Below are 22,882 nucleotides of genomic sequence, written 5' to 3'. Positions count from 1 at the left end.
TCAGTCCTTGTGGTCAGTCTCCTGTGGGCTGGCGCTTCCAGTCTCTCGGCAAGCTGGGTGCAGGGTTGCGCAACGCCAACAAACGCATCCCCTCCAGCGTGATGTCTTGGTCAATGTGGTCAAAAATCGTGGTGCCTTCGGCAAACAGCGGAGCTAGGCCGCCGGTCGCGATAACCTTGATGGGGGCGTCGATCTCCTTGCGAACCCGCTCCACCAAGCCTTCGACCATGCCGACATAGCCCCAGAAAATCCCCGAGCGCATCGCCGGGACCGTCGAGCGCCCAATCACCGCCTGCGGCCGCCCGATTGCGATCCGTGGTAACCGCGCCGCCGCGCGATGCAGCGCCTCGATCGAGAGGTTCACGCCAGGGGCGATAATCCCGCCGAGGAAGGCGCCATCGTCACCGACAACATCGAAATTTGTCGCGGTGCCGAAATCAATCACCACCAGCGGCCCTCCATAGATCTGATGGGCGGCCAGCGTATTCAATAGACGATCGGCCCCCACCTCCGCGGGGTGATCTATGCGTATCTCGAAGCCCCAATCCAGTCCGGACGAGGCGATAAGCGGCTCGACCTCGAACCACTCCCGGCAAAGACGGCGTAGGTGATAGAGCGCGGCCGGCACCACGGTGCCGATCACGGCGCGGCTTATGCCGGCCCGCTTGAGACCGTTATGCTGCAAAAGAGTCAGCAACCATACCGCGTATTCGTCTGAGGTGCGCTGCGCGTCGGTTGATATGCGCCAGATACCCCGCCAGCGGGCACCGTCATGCACCGCCATGACGATGTTGGTATTGCCGGCATCGACCACGAGCATCATGGCTTAGGATTCCCCTGCCCTGACAGAAGCACATCCCCGGTGGAGACGACGTGAAGATTGTCGCCGCACTGCAACAAAAGTTTGCCCTCTGGTGAGAGGCCGGCGAAGAAGCCTTCCCGCGCCTCGCCACCGCCATACTGTACGCGGATTGCCGTGCCGAGTGGATGCGCTCGCGCCAGCCAAGCCTCGCGTATCGGCTCCAGACCCTTCGCTTCCAGTCGCCGGCGCCAGATGGCGAGCCTCGGCAGCAGCGCCCGCGTGACGTCGCCCGGAGTCGGCGCCGGGGCAGCCAAGGCCGCCGTCTCTCGGCCGGGAAGCTCTGGCGCGACAGCAAGATTGGCGCCGAAACCGATCACCAGCCAGTCGACGGTCGTGCCGATCGCACCTTCCACCAGCACGCCCGCGAGCTTGGCGCCACGGCTGAGGATGTCGTTCGGCCATTTAAGCGAAAGCTGGGCCTCTTCCGCGCCGCAATCCTCCAGCGCTTCCAGTAGCGCAAGACCCGACAGCAGCGACCATCCGCCGATGACGTCGGCAGGCGAAGCGGTGGTCCGTGCCGGGCGCTGGAGAACCGAAAGGTAGAGGTTGCCGACCGGCGAACTCCAGGCGCGTCCGCGACTGCCGCGCCCGGCGCTTTGCGCCTCCGCCAATATGCTCAGCCCATCGGGCGCGCCGAGCCGGGCGCGTGCGAGGCAAATGTCGGAGGTCGAGGAAACGACCCCGACTTTCTCCAACCGAAAGCCGTCTATCTGGTCCGGGGCGGTGGCGGCTAGCCCAAGGCTCAACCCAGCAACGCCTGCGCCGCTGCTTGCGCCGCCGCAGTCACCGGACCCAGCACGACGATGAAGAATGTCGTCACGATACCGGTCGCCGCGATGACGAAAGAGAGTGATGGCGCGCGGTGATCGAACACCCCGGCGGGGGCGTCGAAATACATCACCTTCACGATCCGCAGGTAATAATAGAGGCCAAAAATGCTGGTGATGATGCCGAAGGCAGCGAGCGTCCAGAGCCCGCTATGGACCGCCGCGAGGAACACATAAAGCTTGGCGAAGAAGCCCGAGAAGGGCGGCAGCCCGGCCATGCTCAGCAAGAACACAGCGAGCACCAAGGCGAGGGCACCGTCGTTGCGTCCAAGACCGCTGAGATCGGCGATAGTCTCCACCGGCCTTCCCTGACGCCGCATCGCTATGATGACGGCGAAGGAGCCGAGCGCCATGAAAGCATAGGTCGCCAGGTAAACCAGCGTGTCCGTCACGCCGTTTGCGTTGCCCGCCGCCAGACCCATCAGGGCGTAGCCGACATGGCCGATGGCGGAATAGGCGAGCAACCGCTTGACGTTGGTCTGCATGATCGGCGCGAGCGAGCCGAGCACCATCGACGCAATCGAGACGATCTCGATCAGCAACTGCCACTGCGGCAACAGATGGCCGAACGGCACGAGCATGACCCGCAACAGCAAGGCGATGCCGGCAACCTTCGGCGCGGAACCGAGCAGTGCCGTCACCGAGGTCGGCGACCCCTCGTAGACGTCAGGCGACCACATATGGAACGGCACGGCGGCGATCTTGAAGCTGAGACCAGTGAGCACGAAGATCATGCCGACGATCAGGCCTGCGGAAGGCTTGGGTGCCAGCAGCGCCGTCGCGATCCGCGAGAAATCCATGCTGCCGGAGAAGCCGTAGACCAGCGAGATGCCATAGAGCAGCAGACCCGAGGCGAGCGAGCCCAGCACGAAGTATTTCAGCCCCGCCTCGGCGGAACGCAGCGTGTCCCGCGCGAAGGCGGCGATGACGTAGAGGGCAAGCGATTGCAGCTCCAGCCCCAGATACAGCGTCATCAGGTTATTGGCCGAGACCATGATCAGCATGCCCGCGGAGGCGAACAGGATCAGGACCGGAAACTCGAACCTGGCCATCTCGTCTTCCCGCTCGTTGAAGTCGAGCGAGAGGATGATCGCGAGCGCGGCAGAAGCGAGAATGACCACTTTGACGAAACGGCTGAAGGCGTCGGCGACGAACAGGCCGCCATAGCCGATGCCCTGAGGTGCTACGGCAACCAGTCCCGTGGTGATAAGCAAGGCGCCGAGCGACAGCATGCTGGCGAGCCGGAAGGCGCCGGGCTTCGGTGCGAAAGCTCCCACCAGCAAAATCGCCATCGCGAGGATCGCGAGCGCGATCTCCGGCAGCGCGACGAGCCAGTTCATCGGATCACTCCCGCCATCGGCAAGGCTGCGGCGAGATGCGTCGTCCCGGCAATGGCCGCCACATGCTGCTGCGCCATGGCGCCCACCGTCGCGTCGAAAAACACCGAGAAGCTGGAGGGGTAGAGGCCCATCCACAGGGTCAGCGCGACCAATGGTATCAGCATCGCCATCTCGCGACCGTTCAGGTCAACCAGCGCCTTGAGGTCCGGCCGAACCAAGGCGCCGAAGATGATCCGCCGATACCAGACCAGGGTGTAGACCGCGCTGATGATCAGCGTGATGGCGGTCAGGAAGGCCACCCAGAAATTCACTTTCAGCGCGCCGACGATCACCAGGATCTCGCCGATAAAGCCGGCGGTTCCAGGCAGCCCCACGGTGCCCATGGCGAAGATCATAAAGAGCAACGCGAAGAAGGGCATGCGATGCACGACGCCGCCGAAGCCGTCCATGCTCTGGCTACGCGTGCGGTCCATCAGTACGCCGACACACAGGAAGAGGGCGGCGGTGATGAAGCCGTGGCTCAGCATGCGGAACAGCGAGCCCTCGATCCCCTGCACCGTGAAGGTGAAGATGCCGACCACCGCGATCGCCATATGCCCAACTGAGGAATAGGCGACGAGCTTGAGCATATCCCGCTGCACCAGCGCCACGACCGAGGTGTAGATGATCGCGATCACCCCCAGCGCGAACATCAGCGGCGCGAAATACTCGGCGGCATTGGGCAGCATCGGCACGGAAAAGCGCAGGAAGCCATAGCCGCCCATATTGGCGAGCACACCCGCGAGCAACACTGAACCCGCGATCGGTGCCTCCCGATGCGCGTCGATCAACCAGGTATGCACTGGCCAGATAGGGATCTTGACCGCGAAGGCGGCGAGGAAAGCGAGGAAAAGCCAGAACTGCATGTCGCGCGACAATGGCGTCTGCAACAGCACCGGGATGCTCGTCGTTCCCGCATGGAACCATAGGGCCAGGATGCCAAGCAGCATCACCATCGAGCCGGTGAACATGTAGAGGAAGAACTTGATCGCAGCATAGAGCCGCTTCTCGCCGCCCCAGACCCCGATGATGAGAAACATGGGGATCAGCACGGCCTCGAAGAAAATGAAGAACATCACGAAGTCGAGCGAGCAGAAGAGCCCGATCATGGTGGTTTCCATGAACAGGAAGGCCAGCATGTATTCCCGCACCCGGACCTTCGCCGTCCAGCTCGACAGGATCGCGATGGGCGTAAGCGCTGTCGTTATCAGCACGAACAATACGCTGATGCCGTCGATGCCCATACGGTAATCGATGCCATAGGTCGGCAGCCAGCTCAGCCGCTCCGTGAACTGAAAGCCCGCCTGACCGCGGTCGAATTCGAACCACAGCACCAGGCTGAGCACGAAGACGATCAGGCTGGTCCATAGCGCCGCCCAGCGCGCATTGGAGGCGACCGTCGCCTCGTCGCCGCGCACGGTCAGGATCACCAGGCAGCCGACCAGCGGCAGGAAGGTGAGCAATGAGAGCAGCGGGAATCCGGCTTGGTTCATCACGCTCACCGGAAAATCAGAAACACGGTGATCAGCACTACGAGGCCGATCAGCATGACGAAAGCGTAGCCCGCCAACGAGCCCGTTTGCAGCCGGACAACCCCGCCCGACGAGCCGCGCACCAGGGCCGCGCCGCCACGCGGAATACCGTCGATAATGCCCTCATCGCCGACGTGCCAAAGCACGCGGGCGACGGCGTGGTAGGGCCGCACGAAGACCGCGTCATACAGCTCGTCGAAATACCACTTGTTGAGAAACAGCCGGTAAATCGGCCCGAACATCTGCGCCATCCGCGCGGGCAGCCCAGGCATCGCGATATACATCACGAAAGCGGTCAGGATGCCGAGCAGGCCAAGAAGCGACGGCAGCAATTCGATGAACAGCGGTGTGTGCTCGATCTGCGTCAGCAGATTGGGGTGGTGGATGTCGGAAATCGATCCCGCCCAGAATAGCCCCTGCCCGCCGCCGATGAAGCTGTAGCGCAGCGTCATGCCCGCGAAAATCGCGCCGAGCGCCAGCACAGCAAGCGGCCCCGTCATTACCAGCGGGCTCTCATGGACATGGTGCTCGACCTCCGGCGCGACATGCGACGGTCCATGGAAGGTTAGGAAGATGAGGCGCCAGGAATAGAAGGCGGTTAGGAAGGTCGCGAGTTCGCCGCAGATGAAGCCATAGCCGCCGCCGCGCCCGAAATAGGCGGCGTCGAGGATGGCGTCCTTTGAGTAGAAGCCCGACAGGACCGGGATACCGGCAATGGCCAGGCTGCCGATCCACATCATAACATAGGTATAGGGAATGCGCCGGGCGAGGCCGCCCATCTTCCGCATATCCTGCTCGCCCGACATCGCATGGATGACCGAGCCGGCGGTGAGGAAGAGCAGCGCCTTGAAGCAGGCATGGCAGATGAGATGGAACATCGAGGCCTGATAGGCGCCGACGCCGATCGCCACGAACATGTAGCCGAGCTGCGAGCAGGTCGAATAGGCGATGACCCGTTTGATGTCCGTCTGCGCGCAGCCGATGGTCGCCGCGAAAAGCGCCGTCGTGCCGCCGATGATGGTCACGACCGTCAGCGCGAAGGGCGCGTATTCCAGCAGCGGCGACATCCGCGCCATCAGGAAGACACCAGCCGTCACCATGGTCGCCGCATGGATGAGGGCAGAAACCGGCGTCGGCCCTTCCATGGCATCCGCGAGCCAGGTGTGCAGCCCGATCTGCGCCGACTTGCCCATGGCACCGATGAACAGCAGCACGCCGATCACGTCATAGGCATGCATATTGGTGCCAAACAGGCGGTAGGTGGCCGCGTTGTGCAGCGGCGCGTCGGCGAAAATCGTGTCGAGCTGGATCGAGCCGAAGAGGAAAAACACCAGCGCGATGCCCAGGGCGAACCCCAGGTCACCTACACGGTTCATGATGAAGGCTTTGATCGCCGCCGCATTCGCGCTCGGCTTGTCGTACCAGAAGCCGATCAGCAGATAGCTGACGAGGCCCACGCCTTCCCAGCCAAAGAACAGTTGCAGCAGGTCGTTCGCCGTCACCAGCATCAGCATGGCGAAGGTGAACAGAGACAGGTAGGCGAAGAAGCGCGGCACCGAGCGGTCGCCGTGCATATAGCCCACCGAGTACAGGTGGATAAGCGTGGAGACGACCGTCACCATCACCACCATGACGGCGGCAAGGCTGTCGTAGCGAAGCTCCCAATTTGCCTGGAAGCTCCCGACATGCAGCCAATCGCCGATCGAGACGGTGCTGGCGGGAACCAGGCCCGTCAGAATCTGGCCGCCGGTGAAGATGCCGGCGGCAGCCGCGATCACCATGAAGAGAAGGCTCACGCCCATCGCGCCGCGGTCGCCCAGCCAGCGGCCGAACAAGCCGGAGATCAGGGAGCCGAAGAGCGGCGCGAAGACGGCGATGGCGAAGATCACGGTCTCAGCCCTTCATCAGATTAACATCCTCGACCGCGATAGAACCGCGGTTGCGGAAGTAGGTGACGACAATGGCGAGACCGATCGCCGCCTCGGCGGCGGCGACCGTCAGCACGAACATGGTAAAGACCTGGCCGGTGAGATCGCCCAGCGCGCCCGAGAAGGCGACCAGGTTGAGGTTGACGGCGAGCAGCATGAGCTCGATCGACATCATGATGGTGATGACGTTCTTGCGGTTCATGAAGATGCCGAAGATGCCAATGACCAGCAGGATGGCGGATACGACGAGGTAATGGCTGACGCTCAGAGGCATCCCTCAGCCCTCCACACGTGTGATCGGCTCGGGAACGCGATGATCGCTGGCAAGCTGAACCGGCGCCTCAGCCGGAGCCGGCAACGCCGCTAGCTTGGGCTTTGGCCGCAGAATGCCGAGTTGCTTCACGCCAACGCCGATCGGCAGATCGAGCATCGTCATAGTATCGGCAGGCTGCCGCGCGATCTGCTCGGCGATATTCTGGTAGCGCGAACGGCGCCGGTCGCGATGGGTGAGCACGATCGCGCCGATCATCGCCACCATCAGCACAAGCGCCGCCGTCTCGAAGAGGAAGGCGTATTGCGTATAGAGCACCCGCCCCAGCGCATCCGTATTGGAGATACCCGCGACGGCGGGGTTGAGCCGCAAGGCCGGGGCGCTCGCGGAGAAACGCCAGCCGCCCACCACCAGAACCAGTTCGAGCAACAGAATGACACCGATAACCGCGCCGATCGGGGCATAGCGCTGCACCCCGGCCCGAAGCTGGCTGAAGTCGATATCCAGCATCATGACGACGAACAGGAACAGGACCGCGACGGCGCCGATATAGACGATCAGCAGAATCATCGCGAGGAACTCGGCTCCGGCGATCAGGAACAATGCGGCCGCGTTGAAGAAGCACAGGATCAGGAACAGAACGGAATGCACCGGGTTGCGCGAGGTCACCACCATGACCGCCGCCGCGACCAGCACCGCCGAGAACAGGTAGAAAAAGATCTGGTCGAAGATCATGACGCCGCCTTAACGGTAGGGTGCATCGAGTTCAAGACGACGCGCCAGCTCCGGCTCCCAGCGGTCACCGTTCGAGAGCAGCTTCTCCTTGTCGTAAAGCAGCTCCTCCCGCGTCTCGACCGCGAATTCGAAGTTCGGACCCTCGACGATGGCATCGACCGGGCAGGCTTCCTCGCACAAGCCGCAATAGATGCATTTCACCATGTCGATGTCGTAACGCGTGGTCCGGCGGCTGCCATCTTCGCGCGGTTCGGCCTCGATGGTGATGGCCTGTGCCGGGCAGATCGCCTCGCATAGCTTGCAGGCGATGCAGCGCTCCTCGCCATTGGGATAGCGGCGAAGCGCGTGTTCGCCTTTGAAGCGCGGGCTGATCGGCCCCTTCTCGAAGGGGTAGTTGATCGTGACCTTCGGCTTGAAGATGTATTTAAAGGTCACATACATGCCGCCGAGAAGCTCGGTCAGAAGCAGGCTGCGCGCGGTGCGGTCGAGGAAGGCCATGCGACGAAGATCCTCTTACGCGTGGGGAAGCCAGCCGAAGGCGACGAGCGCGCCCGCGGTGATCACCATCCAGAGCAGCGACAGCGGCAGAAAGACCTTCCAGCCGAGGCGCATAAGCTGGTCGTAGCGGAAGCGCGGGAAGGTGGCGCGCACCCAGAAGAACATGAACATCACGAAGCAGATTTTCGCGATAAACCAGATCGGCCCGGGAATGAGCGTGAACGGCACGAAGGGCAGCGGAGACATCCAGCCGCCGAGGAACAGGATCGTCGTCATCCCGCTCATCAGGATCATGTTGGCGTATTCGCCGAGGAAGAACATCGCGAAGCTCATCGCGCTGTATTCGACGAAGAAGCCGGCCACGATCTCGCTCTCGCCTTCTGGCAGATCGAAGGGGGCGCGGTTGCACTCGGCGAGACCGGAGATGAAGAAGACTATGAACATCGGAAACAGCGGGATGCAGAACCACAGCCCGTTCTGCGCCAGCACGATGTCATTGAGATTCAGGCTGCCGACACAGAGCAGCACCGAGACCATCACGAAGCCGATCGAGACCTCGTAACTCACCATCTGCGCCGCCGAGCGAAGGGCGCCGAGGAAAGCGTATTTCGAATTGCTCGCCCAGCCCGCGATGATAATGCCGTAGACACCTAGCGAGCTGATCGCGAACAGATAAAGAATGCCGACATTGATATCGGCGACAGCGAGATGGTTGCCGGTCGGCACCACCGCCCAGGCGGTCATCGCTAGGCCGAAGGTAATCATCGGGGCCATGATGAACAGCGCGCGATTGGCGCCGGTCGGAATGATCGTCTCCTTCATGACCATCTTGATGGCATCCGCGAAGGGCTGCCACAGACCGAAGGGACCCACCACGTTCGGCCCCTTCCGCAACTGGATGGCGGCAAGGGCCTTACGTTCGGCGTAGGTCGCATAGGCGACCAGAATCAGTAGCGGCACGAGTACGGCCAAAGTCTCCAGCAGGCGCAGGATGATCTGGCCGAGGATTGTCGTGAAGAAGCCCATCGCCCTGCCCTACTCCGCCGCCTGCATGAGAGGCGCGCTATACGTCTCGGTGCAGACTCGCATGGTCGGGCTCGCACGGCTGATCGGATCGGTCTGATAGTAGTCGGTGATGGCCGGCGCGAAATGCTCCGTGCGCATTCCGCCGGCTGCCGGGGCCGTGGGCCCTCCGGCATCACCCGTCGCCATGCGGCGGAAACTGCCGATCGTGCCGAAGACCGGATTGACCTCAACCAGGCGTGTGCGTAGCGCCTCAAGCGTGTCATAGGGCAGCGTCTTGCCGATCACGGCACTGAAGGCGCGGAGAATGCGCCAATCCTCCTTCGCCTCTCCTGGCGGGAAGACGGCGAGCGCGGTGCGCTGGACGCGGCCTTCCATGTTCACATAGGTTCCGCTCTTCTCGGTATAGGCGGCACCCGGCAGCACCACGTCGGCACGCGCCGCGCCGCGGTCGCCGTGGTGTCCCTGGTAGATGACGAAGGTCTCCGGGCTGATCTGCGCCGCATCGAACTCATCGGCACCGAGCAGCCAGAGCAGATCGACGCCCCCGCGCACCATGCCCTGCCAATCCTGCCCGCCCTCGCCCGGCAGGAAGCCGAGATCCAAGGCGCCGACGCGCGCCGCCGCGCGGTGAAGCACGTTGAATCCGTGCCAATCGGCGCCGAGTCCGCCAACCTTTCCGGCAAGCGACCAAGCCGCCGCCAGTAGGGCTGCGCCGTCCGCTCCGGCGAGGGCCGCTTCCCCGATCACGATCATCGGCCGTTCGGCCTTCGCCAGTACCTTGGCGAAGTCGTGGCTGCCATCGGCCAGCCCGTCCAAGGCTGCCGCACCGTCGCCAAGGATCGTCGAGGGATAGGTCAGATCGGTCGCCGAGCCGATCACGCCGACCGGCAACCGGTTCATCAGCCAACGCTTGCGGATGCGCGCGTTCAGGATCGGCGCCTCATGGCGAGGATTGGTGCCGATCAGCAGGATCGCGTCGGCCTGCTCGATCCCGGCGATGGTCGTATTGAACAGGTAATAGTCCCGGCGGCTCGTGTTGAACCGAGCGCCACCCTGACGGCAATCGATGTTCTCGCTACCGAGCGCTGCCATGAGATCCTTAAGCGCCAGCATGCTCTCGGCATCCGCGAGATCACCCGCCAAGGCTCCGATGCGGCCGCCCGGCACGCCCGCGAGACGGGTGGCGATGGCTTGAAACGCCTCCGGCCATGTCGCTGGCTGGAGCTTTCCGGCAAGGCGCAGCCAGGGCTTGTCCAGGCGGCGGCGCATGAGCCCGTCAATCGAATGGCGCGACTTATCCGCCATCCACTCCTCGTTGATGTCCTCGTTCAGTCGCGGCAGTACGCGCATCACCTGCGGGCCGCGCGCATCGACGCGGATATTGGTGCCGACAGCATCCAGCACATCGATGCTGTCGGTCTTCTTCAGCTCCCAGGGCCGCGCATGATAGGCGTAGGGCTTCGAGGTCAGCGCACCTACCGGGCAGATATCGACCAGGTTGCCGGAAAGCTCCGAGGTCAGCGCCTTCTCGACATAGGTCGTGATCTCCATCATCTCGCCGCGCGAGGTGCCACCCAATTCCGGAACACCAGCGATTTCAGTCGAGAAACGGATGCAGCGGCTGCATTGGATGCAGCGCGTCATATTGGTCTTGACCAGCGGACCGAGATCCTTGTCCCGCACCGTCCGCTTATTCTCATGATAGCGCGTATGATCCGCGCCATAGGCCATGGCCTGGTCCTGCAAATCGCATTCGCCGCCCTGGTCGCAGATCGGGCAATCCAGCGGATGGTTGATGAGCAGGAATTCCATCACCCCGCGACGCGCCTTGCGCACCAGCGGACTATCGGTCTTCACCACCATGCCCTCGCCCACCGGGAAAGCGCAGGACGCAACAGGCTTCGGCGCTTTCTCGACCTCGACCAGACACATGCGGCAATTGGCGGCGACCGAAAGCCGGTCGTGGAAACAGAAGCGCGGGATCTCTTTCCCCGCCTGCTCCGCCGCCTGCAACACAGAGGTCCCGGCCTCGACCACGATCTCGACGCCGTCGATGGTGAGCTTGGTCGGCTTGATGAACGTCTGGGCTTCTGACATCCCGCCTACTCCGCCGCGATCGGCATTGGCATCGGCGGCCGTTTCGCCAGAAGGTCGCGCTTATACTGGGCGATCCGCTCCTCCAGAACCGGGCGGAAATGGCGTATCAAGCCCTGGATCGGCCAGGCCGCCGCGTCGCCCAGTGCGCAAATCGTATGGCCTTCGATCTGCCGCGACATCTGGTCGAGCATATCGATCTCCTCGACCTCGGCGCGACCCTCGACCATGCGATTCATGATCCGCATCATCCAGCCAGTGCCTTCACGGCAAGGCGTGCACTGGCCACAGCTCTCGTGCTTGTAAAAGGCCGAGATCCGCGCGATCGCCTTGATGACGTCAGTGGACTTGTCCATGACGATAACGGCGCCCGTTCCGAGACCGCTGCGGAATTCGCGCAGGCTGTCGAAATCCATCAGAGCGGTTTCGGCCATTTCCTTCGTGATCATCGGCACCGAGACGCCGCCGGGAATGACGGCCAGCAGATTGTCCCAGCCGCCGCGCACCCCGCCCGCATGAACCTCGATGAGCTCCCGCAGCGGAACGCTCATCGATTCCTCGACGGTGCAAGGACGGTTCACATGCCCGGAAATGCAGAAGAGTTTCGTGCCCTGGTTCTTATCGCGCCCAAAGCCCGCGAACCATTTGGCGCCGCGCCGCATAATGGTCGGCGCCACTGCCACCGTCTCGCAATTGGTGACAGTGCTAGGGCAACCATAGAGCCCCATCGCCGCCGGGAATGGCGGCTTGGAGCGCGGCATGCCCTTCTTGCCCTCAAGGCTCTCGATCAGCGCCGTCTCTTCGCCGCAAATATAGGCCCCCGCGCCGCGATGAACGAAGACATCGAAGGCGTAACCCGAGCCGCAGGCGTCAGGCCCAAGAAGTCCAGCCGTGTAGGCTTCCTCGACCGCCGTCTGGAGATGAACATATTCGTTGTAATATTCGCCACGAATGTAGCAGTAGGCAGCGGTCGCCCCCATCGCGAAGCCCGCGACAAGGCAGCCCTCCACCAGCTTATGCGGATGAAAGCGGAGGATTTCGCGATCCTTGCACGTGCCGGGCTCGCTCTCGTCGCAGTTGACGAGCAGATAGGCCGGCTTGTTGCCGCGATCCTTCGGCATGAAGCTCCACTTGAGCCCCGCCGGAAAGCCGGCGCCGCCACGGCCGCGCAAGCCGGAAGCCTTGATTTCGTTGACGATGGCGTCTCGTCCACGCGCCAGCAAATCCGCCGTGCCATCCCAATCGCCTTGAGCACGCGCGCCATCGAGGTGCCAGTCGTGCTGGCCATACAGGTTGGTGAAGATGCGGTCGTGGTCTTTCAGCATGACCTCACTCCCCAGCCGGCGGCGGTGCGGCCGGCGGCGGTGCCGCGGCGGCCGCCGCTGCGGCAGCCTCCGCCTCGGCGCGTGCGCGGCGTTCCGCCGCATAATGTTCCGGGTTCCACAGCGCCGCCTCATCCGTCAGCGTCGTCGGACCGCCCACGCTCATGGAACCCTCGCGCCCGATCGTCGAACCAATCGGCGGCGTCTCGCCCCGGCGAAACGCGGCGAGCAGCGCCTCGGTTCGCGGCCCGTCCAGGTCCTCATAGTAGTCGTCGTTGATCTGCATCATCGGCGCATTCACGCAGGCGCCAAGACACTCGACCTCGGTCATGGTGAAGAGCCCATCGACGCTCGTCTCGCCCATGTGCTGGATGCCCGTCGCGCGCTTGCAGGCCGCGACCACATCATCCGAGCCGCGCAACCAGCATGGCGTCGTGGTGCAAACCTGGAGATGGAAACGCCCGATCGGCTTGGTGTTGAACATGAGGTAAAAGGTCGCGACCTCATAGACGCGGATCGGCGGCATCTCCAGCAACGCGGCCACCGCATCCATCGCGACGCGCGGCACCCACGCGCTGCCGGTCAGGCGGCCCATCTGCTTCTGCACGACATACAAGACGGGAATGACGGCGCTCGCCTGCCGTCCCGGCGGGTAGCGCTTGAGAATGATGGCGATCTGCTCATCGCTGAGCGGATCGAACGCGAAGCTGGTGGGCTCGGCGGCGGCGGCGATGCTCGTTTCGCTCATGATTACCTGTCGATTTCGCCGAAAACGAGGTCGATGGAGCCGATGATCGCGACCGCATCGGCCAGCATGTGCCCATGAGCCATCTTGTCCATGGCCTGCAAATGCGAGAACCCCGTCGCCCGGATCTTGCAGCGATAGGGCCGGTTCGTGCCGTCGGCGATCAGATAGACCCCAAACTCGCCCTTGGGCGCCTCAACCGTCGTGTAGGTGGCGCCGGCCGGAACATGGAAGCCTTCGGTAAAGAGCTTGAAGTGATGGATCAGCGCTTCCATCGAACGCTTCATTTCAGCGCGTTTCGGTGGCGTGAACTTGTTATCCTGAATTCGCACCGGCCCGGGCTTCATCTTCGCAATACACTGCTGGATAATCTTCACGCTCTCACGCATCTCGGCGACGCGCATGAGGTAGCGGTCGTAGCAATCGCCATTGCGGCTTACCGGCACCTGAAAGGCGACATCATTGTATTTCGCGTAGGGCTGTGCGCGACGCAGATCCCATGGCACGCCCGAAGCTCGCAAGTTCGGGCCACTAAAGCCCCAGGCGAGCGCCTCTTCAGCGGAAACGACGCCAATGTTGACGGTGCGCTGCTTCCAGATTCTGTTGTTCGTCAGCAGCCCTTCGAGATCGTTGAGATAATTCGGGAAGTCGTCGCACCAGGCGAGGATCCGCTCATCGAGACCGGCAGGCAAATCGCGATTCACGCCGCCCGGCCTCACGTAATTGGCGTGCATGCGTGCGCCGGACGCCGCCTCATGGAACTCCATGAGCTTCTCGCGCTCCTCATAGCCCCAAAGGCTCGGCGTGAGCGCGCCGGCATCGAGCGCAAAGGATGTCACGTTCAGCAGATGGTTGAGAATGCGCGTGATCTCGCAGAACATCGTGCGGATCCATTCTGCGCGCTCTGGCACGGTGATGCCCAGCAGCTTCTCGACCGCCATCGAGTAGCAGTGCTCCTGCGCCATCGGGCTCACGTAGTCGAGCCGGTCGAAATACGGGACGTTCTGCAGATACGTCCGATACTCCATCAGCTTCTCGGTGCCGCGATGGAGCAGGCCGATATGCGGATCGGCACGTTCCACAACCTCGCCATCCATCTCGAGGATGAGCCGCAACACGCCATGGGCCGCAGGATGCTGCGGCCCGAAATTCATCGCATGGCTATCGATCTCGACCGTCTTGGTCGTCTTCTCGCGAATTGCCGTATCGCTCATCTCTCAGCCCTCGCGATGCGCTTTCTCGTCTCCGGGGAGCGTCGTCATGCCCTCCCAAGGCGAGATGAAATCGAACCGGCGATAATCCTGCGTCAGCTTCACCGGCTCATAGATGACCTGGCGCCGCTCCTCGTCGTATCGCACCTCGACATAGCCGGTGAGGGGAAAGTCCTTGCGCAGCGGATGCCCGACGAAGCCGTAATCGGTGAGGATGCGGCGCAGATCGGCTTGCCCCGAGAAGGTGATGCCGAACAGGTCGTAAGCCTCCCGCTCCCACCAGGTCGCGCAGGGCCACACACCACAGACGGAGGGCACAGCCGAGGCCTCGTCAGTCGTCACGATGACCCGGATGCGATGGTTCAGGGAGACGGAGAGCAGGTTGTAAACAACGTCGAAGCGCTCCGCCCGCTGCGGCCAGTCGACACCGCAAATATCCATGAGCTGCTCGAAGGCGAAGCGCGGGTCGTCCCGCAGGGTCTCCAACAGTCCGAGCAGCGAGTCGCGATCGGTATGGATCACCACCTCGCCGATCTCGACGGAAGCCCTCATCACGCGCGGCAGCGCGCCCACGTTTGCGGTAAGCTGCTGGATCGGTGTCGGGGGAATCGGAAGCGCCTCTTCGGCCGGGGCGGGCGACGGCGCCTCAGCCACGGAGGATCGTCCCTGTGCGGCGGATCTTCTTCTGTAGCTGCATGATGCCGTAGACCAGCGCTTCAGCCGTCGGCGGGCAGCCCGGCACGTAGATATCGACCGGCACGATCCGGTCGCAGCCGCGCACCACCGAATAGGAGTAGTGATAGTAGCCGCCACCATTGGCGCAACTGCCCATCGAGATGACCCAGCGCGGCTCGGGCATCTGGTCGTAGAGTTTCCGCAGAGCCGGCGCCATCTTGTTGGTCAGGGTGCCGGACACGATCATGACGTCGCTCTGACGCGGGCTCGCGCGCGGGATAATGCCCATGCGGTCGAGGTCGTAGCGCGGCATATAGGCGTGGATCATCTCGACGGCGCAGCAGGCCAAGCCGAAGGTCATCGGCCACAGGCTGCCGGTGCGCGCCCAGTTCACCAGCTTGTCGATATTGCCGACCACGAAACCGCGCCCGGCGATCTCGCCGGTAATGCTGCGGATGACGTCCTCCTGGTCGGGACCAGGCGGCAGCATCTCGCGGTTCCAAGCGACGGGCAGCGGCGCGCCTTCGGTGGGATGCGGCAGGTCCACGACGCTCACTCCCAGTCCAGGGCGCCCTTGCGCCACTCGTAGATAAAACCAACCGTCAGGATCGCGAGAAAGCCCAACATCGTGAAGAAACCAAACAATCCGATATGGGAGAGGCTGACCGCCCAGGGAAACAGGAAGGCCACCTCAAGGTCAAAGATAATGAAAAGCAGGCAAACGAGATAAAAACGGACATCGAAGCGCCTACGGGCGTCGTCGAAGGCATCGAAGCCGCATTCGTAAGCGGAAAGCTTCTCCGCATAGGGCTTCTGCCGCGCCGCCAGTAGCGAGCCGCCCACCATGGCCGCGGCGATAAAGCCGGCGACGCCCAGGAAAACGAGGATCGGCCAATACTGCGCAAGGATGGGCTGCACCCTGACCTCCTCATGAACCAAGCGGCGATCGGCACAGCCGCGTCTCACCGCGCCTTGCCTTCCGCCGCAACTGCTAACGGAACCTATACCCCAAAGAGCCGCCTTGCCAGAGGGCGACCCATCACCCCGCGGTGTGCCGCGAGGCGTCTGGATGACAAGGATTGGCGGAGGAGCTTGGACTTCGCCGCTGGCGCGAGTGACGGGGCTCGAACCCGCGACCTCCGGCGTGACAGGCCGGCGCTCTAACCAACTGAGCTACACCCGCAGCGACGGGCGGGTGTTAAAGCGGCGGCGCGGCAGCGTCAAGCGGCGGCATGCGCGCGAGGACCCTGCGTGAGACAGCGCTTGCAGAGCTGAAAGCGCGGCGGCGGAGGCGACTATGCGCAAGCCGCGCGTTCCAGGGTTTTTCGACTTGTCTAGTGGCTGGTGGGCGGTGACGGTTTCGAACCGCCGACCCTCTCGGTGTAAACGAGACGCTCTACCGCTGAGCTAACCGCCCCAGCCAGACCCTTTGCGGTGCCGTGAACCCGCACCCTTGGGGCAACGCGACGCTCTAAGCACAAGCGCGCCGAGCGGGCGACAAAAAAGCGCGCGGACCGAAGCCCGCGCGCTCTTCTGGAAATACCTAAACCTTCAGCCCAACCTCAGTGCGGCAGGGAAGCGCCCTGTGTCGGCGGCGGAGTAACGGGCACCGGCTGTTCCTCAGGCTCCGTCCACTCGATCGGCTCCAGCTTGCGCACCAGCGCCCGGGCGAGAACCTCGTCGACATGCGCCACGGGGATGATCGTCATCCCCTTCTTCACGTTGTCCGGAATCTCGGCGAGATCCTTCTCATTGTCCTTCGGGATCAGAACCGTCGTGATACCGGCCCGTAGAGCCGCCAGCAGTTTTTCTTTCAACCCACCGATCGGCAACACGCGGCCGCGCAGGGTGATCTCACCCGTCATCGCCACATCGCGCCGCACGGCGATTCCCGTCAGCACGCTCACGATGCTCGTCGCCATAGCGATGCCGGCCGAAGGACCGTCCTTCGGAGTCGCACCCTCGGGCACATGCACGTGGATGTCTCGCTTCTCAAAGATCGTCGGCTTGATGCCGAAGTCGATCGCGCGACTCCGCACATAACTCATCGCCGCCTGCACGCTCTCCTGCATCACGTCGCCAAGCTTGCCGGTGCTCTGCACCTTGCCCTTACCCGGCAGCATCACGCTCTCGATCGTCAGGATCTCGCCGCCGACTTCGGTCCAAGCCAGGCCAGTCACGGCGCCGACCATATCCTCGGCCTCCGCCTCGCCGAACTGGAACTTCCGGACGCCGGAATATTTCTCCAGATTCTTGCGGGTGAAAGCGACCTTCTTGCTTTTCCCGACGAGGATCTCCTTCACCGCCTTGCGGGCGAGCTTGGCGATCTCACGCTCCAGGTTACGGACGCCGGCTTCCCGCGTGTAGTAGCGGATGAGGTCACGCAGCGCGTCGTCATGCACCGACCACTCGTCCGGCTTCAGCGTATGGGCCGTCGTCTGTTTCGGAATCAGGTGGCGCTTCGCGATCTCGACCTTCTCATCCTCGGTGTAGCCGGGGATGCGAATGATCTCCATGCGGTCCAGCAGCGGCTGGGGCATCTTGAGGCTATTCGCCGTGGTGATGAACATCACGTCGGACAGGTCGTAATCGACCTCGAGATAATGGTCCGCGAAGGTCGAGTTCTGCTCCGGATCCAGCACCTCGAGAAGTGCCGAGGTCGGATCGCCGCGCCAGTCCTGGCCCAGCTTGTCGATCTCGTCGAGCAGGAAGAGCGGGTTGGACGTTTTGGCCTTCTTCATGCCCTGGACGATCTTGCCCGGCATCGAACCGATATAGGTCCGCCGATGGCCGCGGATCTCGGCCTCGTCCCGCACGCCGCCCAGCGACATACGGACGAAGTTACGGCCTGTGGCATGCGCGATCGACTTGCCGAGCGAGGTCTTGCCCACGCCGGGCGGCCCCACCAGGCAGAGGATCGGACCCTTCACCTTCTTGCTGCGCACCTGCACCGCAAGATATTCGATGATCCGTTCCTTGATCTTTTCCATGCCGTAATGCTCGGCATCAAGGACCTTTTCGGCTTCAACGAGGTCTTTCTTGACGGCGCTGCGCTTCTTCCACGGGATGCTCAGCATCCAGTCGAGGTAGTTGCGCACCACCGTCGCCTCGGCGCTCATAGGGCTCATCGACTTGAGCTTCTTCAGCTCGGCAATGGCCTTCTCTTGCGCCTCTTTGGAGAGCTTGGTCTTGCGCATGCGGTCTTCGAGTTCGGCATTCTCATCCTTGCCGTCCTCACCCTCGCCGAGCTCCTTCTGGATCGCCTTGAGCTGCTCGTTGAGATAGTACTCGCGCTGGGTCTTCTCCATCTGCCGCTTCACGCGGTTACGGATACGCTTTTCGACCTGGAGGACCCCAATCTCGGATTCCATATGGGCGAAGAGCCGCTCCAGCCGATCGCTGACCGCGGGAACCTCCAGCAGTTCCTGCTTCTCGGCGATCTTTAACGTGAGGTGGCTCGCCACCGTGTCGGCGAGCTTCGCCGGGTCGTCGATCTGGTTCAGCGAAACCAGGACTTCCTGAGTGATTTTCTTGTTGAGCTTGATGTATTGCTCGAACTGCCCGACCACGGTGCGCGCCAGCGCCTCCAGCTCCTTGGGCTCGGCGCGTATGTCATCGATCGCGACCGTCTCGGCCTCGAAATAGTTCTCGGTTTCGGTGAAATCGACGGCGCGGGCGCGGCGCGTGCCTTCCACCAACACCTTCACGGTGCCATCGGGCAGCTTGAGGTGCTGCAGGATCGTGGAGACGGTTCCGACGCGAAAGATATCCTCGGCGGACGGGTCATCCTGCGAGGCGTTCTTCTGGGCCACGAGGAGGATCTGTTTGCCCTCCGTCATGACGGCTTCGAGCGCCCGGACAGATTTCTCGCGGCCGACAAAGAGCGGCACAATCATGTGCGGAAATACGACGATGTCCCGCAGCGGAAGCACTGGCATCCGGCTTTCGCTCGGAGGCGACGCCGCTACGGGCTGGGTTTCAGGCATGATGACCTCCTTCAAGGACAGTCGCCTCTGAAGCGGGCCCGAAGACTCGGCACCCTCATCGAGAGCTGTAATTCTAGCTGGGCGGCCGAAGCCCCCCGATCAAGTTAAGCGCGGCAGCGGTGACTAGACCGCAGGACCGAAGCGTTGAGCGTTAGCCGTCTTACGCGCTCTCCTCGGCCCTTTCCTTACCGTAGGTGAATAGCGGGGCAGCGCGATTCTCAGCCACCTCGCGATTGATTACCACCTCCTCGACGTTCCCGAGGCCCGGCAGTTCGAACATTGTCCCGAGGAGTATCTGCTCCATGATCGAGCGTAATCCGCGGGCACCCGTTCGGCGCTGAATGGCACGCGCCGCGACGGACTTCATGGCGTCTTCGGTGAACGAAAGCTTTACGCCTTCCATTTCGAACAGGCGGCCATACTGCTTAACCAAGGCGTTTTTCGGCTTCGTCAGAATCTCGATGAGCGCCGGCTCGTCCAGATCTTCCAAGGTCGCTACTACTGGCAGACGACCAATGAATTCCGGGATAAGGCCGAATCGCAATAAATCCTCGGGCTCGACCGCGCGCAGCACCTCGCCCGTCCGCCGCTCCTCCGGAGACTGCACGGTCGCGCCGTAGCCGATGCCCGAGCCCTTGCCCCGCGCGCCGATGATCTTCTCCAACCCGGCGAAAGCGCCGCCGCAGATGAAGAGGATATTCGTCGTGTCGACCTGCAGGAACTCCTGCTGGGGATGCTTGCGCCCGCCTTGCGGCGGCACGGAGGCGACGGTGCCCTCCATGATCTTCAGCAAAGCCTGCTGGACACCCTCGCCGCTCACATCGCGGGTGATCGAGGGGTTGTCCGACTTGCGGCTGATCTTATCGACCTCGTCGATATACACGATGCCGCGCTGCGCCCGCTCGACGTTGTAGTCAGCCGACTGGAGCAGCTTGAGGATGATGTTCTCGACATCCTCACCGACATAGCCAGCCTCGGTGAGGGTCGTCGCATCGGCCATCGTGAAGGGCACGTCCAGCATGCGGGCCAAGGTCTGGGCCAGCAGCGTCTTGCCCGAGCCGGTGGGCCCGATCAGCAGGATGTTGGACTTCGCGATTTCAACGTCATTATGCTTCTGGCCATGGGCCAAGCGCTTGTAATGATTATGAACCGCGACGCTCAGGACCTTCTTGGCATGTTCCTGGCCAATAACGTAATCGTCCAGGACCTTGCAGATCTCGCGCGGGGTGGGCACCCCGTCCCGCGACTTCACGAGGTGGGTCTTGTTCTCCTCGCGGATGATGTCCATGCACAGTTCGACGCATTCATCGCAGATGAAGACGGTCGGGCCGGCGATGAGCTTGCGAACTTCGTGCTGGGACTTGCCGCAGAACGAGCAGTAGAGGGTGTTCTTAGACTCGCCGGATTTGCTCACAACAGGCTCCTTCCCCGGACCGCGCCGGGGCCACCAAAATTCAGACTACGCCGCGAACGCTTAATCGAACAAGGCGCTTGACACCGGCCGGGTATTCCCAAATCCGGCCCAGGCTCTGGCAATGGCGGTATCGTCAGAGGACCTTGCCGTCTTCGGCAACGACAGGTCGATTCTCAACGACCAGATCGATAAGGCCGAACTCCAGCGCCTCCTGGGCGGACATGAAGCTGTCGCGCTCGAGCTTGCTCTCGATCTTCTCCAGCGTCTGCCCGGTATGCCGGACATAAATCTCATTCAGCCGCTGGCGAATCCGGAGGATCTCCCGCGCCTGGATCTCGATATCGGTCGCCTGGCCCTGAGCACCGCCGGAAGGCTGGTGAACCATGATCCTCGCATTGGGCAGGGCGAACCGTTTGCCGGCCGCACCGGCTGCCAGCAACAGGCTGCCCATCGAGGCCGCTTGCCCGATACATACGGTGCTCACCGGCGACCGGATGTATTGCATGGTGTCGTAGATCGCGAGACCGGAGGTCACGACGCCGCCTGGGCTATTGATATAGAAAGAAATATCCTTGGAAGGGTTCTCGCTCTCCAGGAACAGCAGCTGGGCGCAGACCAGGGCGCTCATCTCGTCGAAGACCTGGCCGGTCAGGAAGATGATCCGCTCCTTGAGGAGCCGGGAGTAGATGTCGTACGAGCGTTCCCCTCGCGACGTCTGCTCGACGACCATCGGAACGAGCGTGTTCATGTAGACGTCGATCGGATCCCGATCCCTCATAGCTTGTCCTTTCCTTGCCCCGGAGGCTCCGTTTGGCAGCCCCGGTTTGGGCAATTCTCCACTAAGCCAGCCTCACCGCAAGCAGCTACGCGTGAGGTTCTGACCCGCCATCACCGGCCCCCATCGCGGGCAGCCTTGGCGTAGCGGACATCGGCCTCACCGCTATGTGAGGCCGCTCCGATTGAAATGGAAGGGGTGGTCTGCCGTTCTCAGCTTTCGGCGTCGACAGCGGCCGCCAGCTCTTCAGGCGTCACTTGCTTATCGGAGACCTGAGCCAGTTCAAGGATATAATCGACGACCTTCTCCTCGAAGATTGGCCCCCGCAGGAATTCCGCCGCCTGCGGGTTCTTGCGGAAGAGATCCAAAGCCTCCTTCTGGCGCGCGCCATATTGCATGGCGTGCTGGAAAACCGCGCGGTTCATCTCCTCGTTGGAGACCGTGATGCCGTTGCGCTGGCCGATCTCGGCGAGCAGCAGCCCGAGTCGCACCCGCCGGTCGGCGATCGCCTGATACTCGGTCCGCAGCGTCTCCTCGTCCTTCGCCTTGTCCTCTTCGTCCAGCCGGCCGGCTTTGCGTTCCTCCTCAAGCCGATCCCAGATCTGCTTGAACTCGCCCTCCGTCAGGCTCGGCGGCACCGGGAAGTCGCTGGTTTCGGCGAGGGCGTCGAGCAGCTGGCGCTTCAGGTTCTGCCGTGCTCCCGCATCCAGCTCCCGCTGCAACCGGTCACGCACAAACTTCTTGAGGTCCTCGAGATCCTCGAAGCCCAGCTCGGCCGCGATCGCATCGTCGAGCTCCGGCGTCTCGAAACGCTTGAGCCCCTTGGCGGTGACCTCGAACTCCGCATCCTTGCCAGCGAGCTCAACCGCGCCGTAATCGGCGGGGAAGGTCACGTTGATGGTCCGCGTCTCGCCGGATTTCAGTCCTTCGAGCTGCTCGGCAAAGCCCGGAATGAAGCCTGAGCCGCCGATCTCCACCGGCACATCCTGCGCCGCACCACCCTCGAAGGGGACGCCCGCGATGCGGCCAAGGAAATCGACGACGACAGCGTCGCCAGCCTCGGCGCCGCGCTCCTCGGTGATCTCGACCTCCTTGCGGCGGCTCCGGGCGATATTGGCGAGGCCCGCGCCAACCGCCTCATCATTCGGCTCGGTCTTCAACCGCGTGAGGTTGATTTGCGACAGGTCCGGGATCGTGATGTCGGGCAGCACTTCCAGCTCGAGCTTGAACTCGAGGTCATTCGCCTCAGCCATCATGTCAGAGACGAAATCGACCTTCGGCTGCGTCGCGGGCCGCAGGCCACGCTCGGAGAGCAGCTGCCGGGTCGCCTCGTTCATGGATTCATCGGCGACCTCCGCGGCCACCGCGTTCCCGTAGCGCTTGCGCAGCACCGTCATCGGAACCTTGCCGGGCCGGAAGCCGGGCATCCGCATGGTTCGGCCCAGTTCATCGAGCTTCGCCTGGCGCTTTTGCTGCAGATCGGCGGCTGGCAGCACGATAGTAAAGGCGTGCTTAAGCCCGTCTGACTGGGTCTCGGTGATCTGCATGAGGGCTCGGCACTCCGGGTAGAGTCATAAGAACAGGCGGATCGAGGGAGAAGCA

Annotated in this window: 20 protein-coding genes and 2 tRNA genes; all 22 read right to left on the bottom strand. The window is 62.9% G+C overall.

Annotated features, from left to right (window positions below; translation table 11 throughout):
* Positions 1–13: 13 nt before the first annotated feature.
* Positions 14–823 (bottom strand): type III pantothenate kinase, encoded by an 810-nt coding sequence (locus GSQ83_RS14740; RefSeq protein ID WP_158803619.1) that lies wholly within the window; start codon positions 821–823, stop codon positions 14–16.
* Positions 820–1,608, bottom strand: coding sequence for a biotin--[acetyl-CoA-carboxylase] ligase (locus GSQ83_RS14735; RefSeq protein ID WP_158803618.1), 789 nt, complete (start codon positions 1,606–1,608; stop codon positions 820–822). Before GSQ83_RS14735 ends, GSQ83_RS14740 begins: the two co-directional genes overlap by 4 nt.
* A complete protein-coding gene (nuoN, locus tag GSQ83_RS14730; protein ID WP_158803617.1) occupies positions 1,605–3,029 on the bottom strand; it encodes an NADH-quinone oxidoreductase subunit NuoN in 1,425 nt (474 codons plus the stop codon). Before nuoN ends, GSQ83_RS14735 begins: the two co-directional genes overlap by 4 nt.
* A complete protein-coding gene (locus GSQ83_RS14725) occupies positions 3,026–4,561 on the bottom strand; it encodes an NADH-quinone oxidoreductase subunit M (RefSeq protein WP_158803616.1) in 1,536 nt (511 codons plus the stop codon). The genes nuoN and GSQ83_RS14725 overlap by 4 nt, the downstream gene beginning before the upstream one ends.
* Positions 4,562–4,566: 5 nt before the next feature.
* Positions 4,567–6,489, bottom strand: a complete 1,923-nt coding sequence (nuoL, locus tag GSQ83_RS14720; protein ID WP_158803615.1) for an NADH-quinone oxidoreductase subunit L — start codon at positions 6,487–6,489, stop codon at positions 4,567–4,569.
* A gap of 4 nt (positions 6,490–6,493) precedes the next feature.
* Positions 6,494–6,802: an NADH-quinone oxidoreductase subunit NuoK gene (gene nuoK / locus GSQ83_RS14715; RefSeq protein ID WP_158803614.1), complete on the bottom strand. Its 309-nt coding sequence runs from the start codon at positions 6,800–6,802 to the stop codon at positions 6,494–6,496.
* 3 nt (positions 6,803–6,805) lie between these two features.
* On the bottom strand, positions 6,806–7,531 hold the full coding sequence (locus GSQ83_RS14710; RefSeq protein WP_158803733.1) for an NADH-quinone oxidoreductase subunit J: 726 nt from the start codon (positions 7,529–7,531) through the stop codon (positions 6,806–6,808).
* 12 nt (positions 7,532–7,543) lie between these two features.
* Positions 7,544–8,032: an NADH-quinone oxidoreductase subunit NuoI gene (gene nuoI / locus GSQ83_RS14705; RefSeq protein ID WP_158803613.1), complete on the bottom strand. Its 489-nt coding sequence runs from the start codon at positions 8,030–8,032 to the stop codon at positions 7,544–7,546.
* A gap of 15 nt (positions 8,033–8,047) precedes the next feature.
* Positions 8,048–9,058 carry an NADH-quinone oxidoreductase subunit NuoH gene (gene nuoH, locus GSQ83_RS14700; RefSeq protein WP_158803612.1) on the bottom strand — a complete coding sequence of 337 codons (1,011 nt, stop codon included), beginning with the start codon at positions 9,056–9,058 and terminating at the stop codon, positions 8,048–8,050.
* 9 nt (positions 9,059–9,067) lie between these two features.
* Complete coding sequence (gene nuoG / locus GSQ83_RS14695; RefSeq protein WP_158803611.1) at positions 9,068–11,155, bottom strand: NADH-quinone oxidoreductase subunit NuoG; 2,088 nt, start codon at positions 11,153–11,155, stop codon at positions 9,068–9,070.
* 5 nt (positions 11,156–11,160) lie between these two features.
* Positions 11,161–12,477 carry an NADH-quinone oxidoreductase subunit NuoF gene (nuoF, locus tag GSQ83_RS14690; protein WP_158803610.1) on the bottom strand — a complete coding sequence of 439 codons (1,317 nt, stop codon included), beginning with the start codon at positions 12,475–12,477 and terminating at the stop codon, positions 11,161–11,163.
* A gap of 4 nt (positions 12,478–12,481) precedes the next feature.
* Positions 12,482–13,222, bottom strand: coding sequence for an NAD(P)H-dependent oxidoreductase subunit E (locus tag GSQ83_RS14685; RefSeq protein ID WP_158803609.1), 741 nt, complete (start codon positions 13,220–13,222; stop codon positions 12,482–12,484).
* A 2-nt stretch (positions 13,223–13,224) separates the two neighbouring features.
* On the bottom strand, positions 13,225–14,433 hold the full coding sequence (locus tag GSQ83_RS14680; protein WP_158803608.1) for an NADH-quinone oxidoreductase subunit D: 1,209 nt from the start codon (positions 14,431–14,433) through the stop codon (positions 13,225–13,227).
* A gap of 3 nt (positions 14,434–14,436) precedes the next feature.
* A complete protein-coding gene (locus GSQ83_RS14675; RefSeq protein ID WP_158803732.1) occupies positions 14,437–14,982 on the bottom strand; it encodes an NADH-quinone oxidoreductase subunit C in 546 nt (181 codons plus the stop codon).
* Between the two features lie 94 nt (positions 14,983–15,076).
* Positions 15,077–15,595, bottom strand: coding sequence for an NADH-quinone oxidoreductase subunit B family protein (locus GSQ83_RS14670; protein WP_158803731.1), 519 nt, complete (start codon positions 15,593–15,595; stop codon positions 15,077–15,079).
* 62 nt (positions 15,596–15,657) lie between these two features.
* The gene (locus GSQ83_RS14665; RefSeq protein WP_158803607.1) at positions 15,658–16,023 is read right to left on the bottom strand and encodes an NADH-quinone oxidoreductase subunit A; all 366 of its coding nucleotides are present in this window, start codon (positions 16,021–16,023) and stop codon (positions 15,658–15,660) included.
* Between the two features lie 188 nt (positions 16,024–16,211).
* Positions 16,212–16,288 (bottom strand) — tRNA-Asp (locus GSQ83_RS14660).
* Positions 16,289–16,447: 159 nt separating this feature from the next.
* Positions 16,448–16,522 (bottom strand) — tRNA-Val (locus GSQ83_RS14655).
* Between the two features lie 145 nt (positions 16,523–16,667).
* The gene (gene lon, locus GSQ83_RS14650; RefSeq protein WP_158803606.1) at positions 16,668–19,091 is read right to left on the bottom strand and encodes an endopeptidase La; all 2,424 of its coding nucleotides are present in this window, start codon (positions 19,089–19,091) and stop codon (positions 16,668–16,670) included.
* 160 nt (positions 19,092–19,251) lie between these two features.
* Positions 19,252–20,505, bottom strand: coding sequence for an ATP-dependent Clp protease ATP-binding subunit ClpX (gene clpX, locus GSQ83_RS14645; RefSeq protein WP_158803605.1), 1,254 nt, complete (start codon positions 20,503–20,505; stop codon positions 19,252–19,254).
* A 133-nt stretch (positions 20,506–20,638) separates the two neighbouring features.
* Positions 20,639–21,283 carry an ATP-dependent Clp endopeptidase proteolytic subunit ClpP gene (gene clpP / locus GSQ83_RS14640; RefSeq protein WP_158803604.1) on the bottom strand — a complete coding sequence of 215 codons (645 nt, stop codon included), beginning with the start codon at positions 21,281–21,283 and terminating at the stop codon, positions 20,639–20,641.
* A 209-nt stretch (positions 21,284–21,492) separates the two neighbouring features.
* Positions 21,493–22,827, bottom strand: a complete 1,335-nt coding sequence (gene tig / locus GSQ83_RS14635; RefSeq protein WP_158803603.1) for a trigger factor — start codon at positions 22,825–22,827, stop codon at positions 21,493–21,495.
* Positions 22,828–22,882 lie beyond the last annotated feature (55 nt).

The organism is Acidisoma sp. L85 (assembly GCF_009765865.1).
Taxonomy (GTDB): Bacteria; Pseudomonadota; Alphaproteobacteria; order Acetobacterales; family Acetobacteraceae; genus Acidisoma.
The sequence above is the reverse complement of the archived record's forward strand: the minus strand, read 5'-3'. Positions and strand labels throughout refer to the sequence as shown.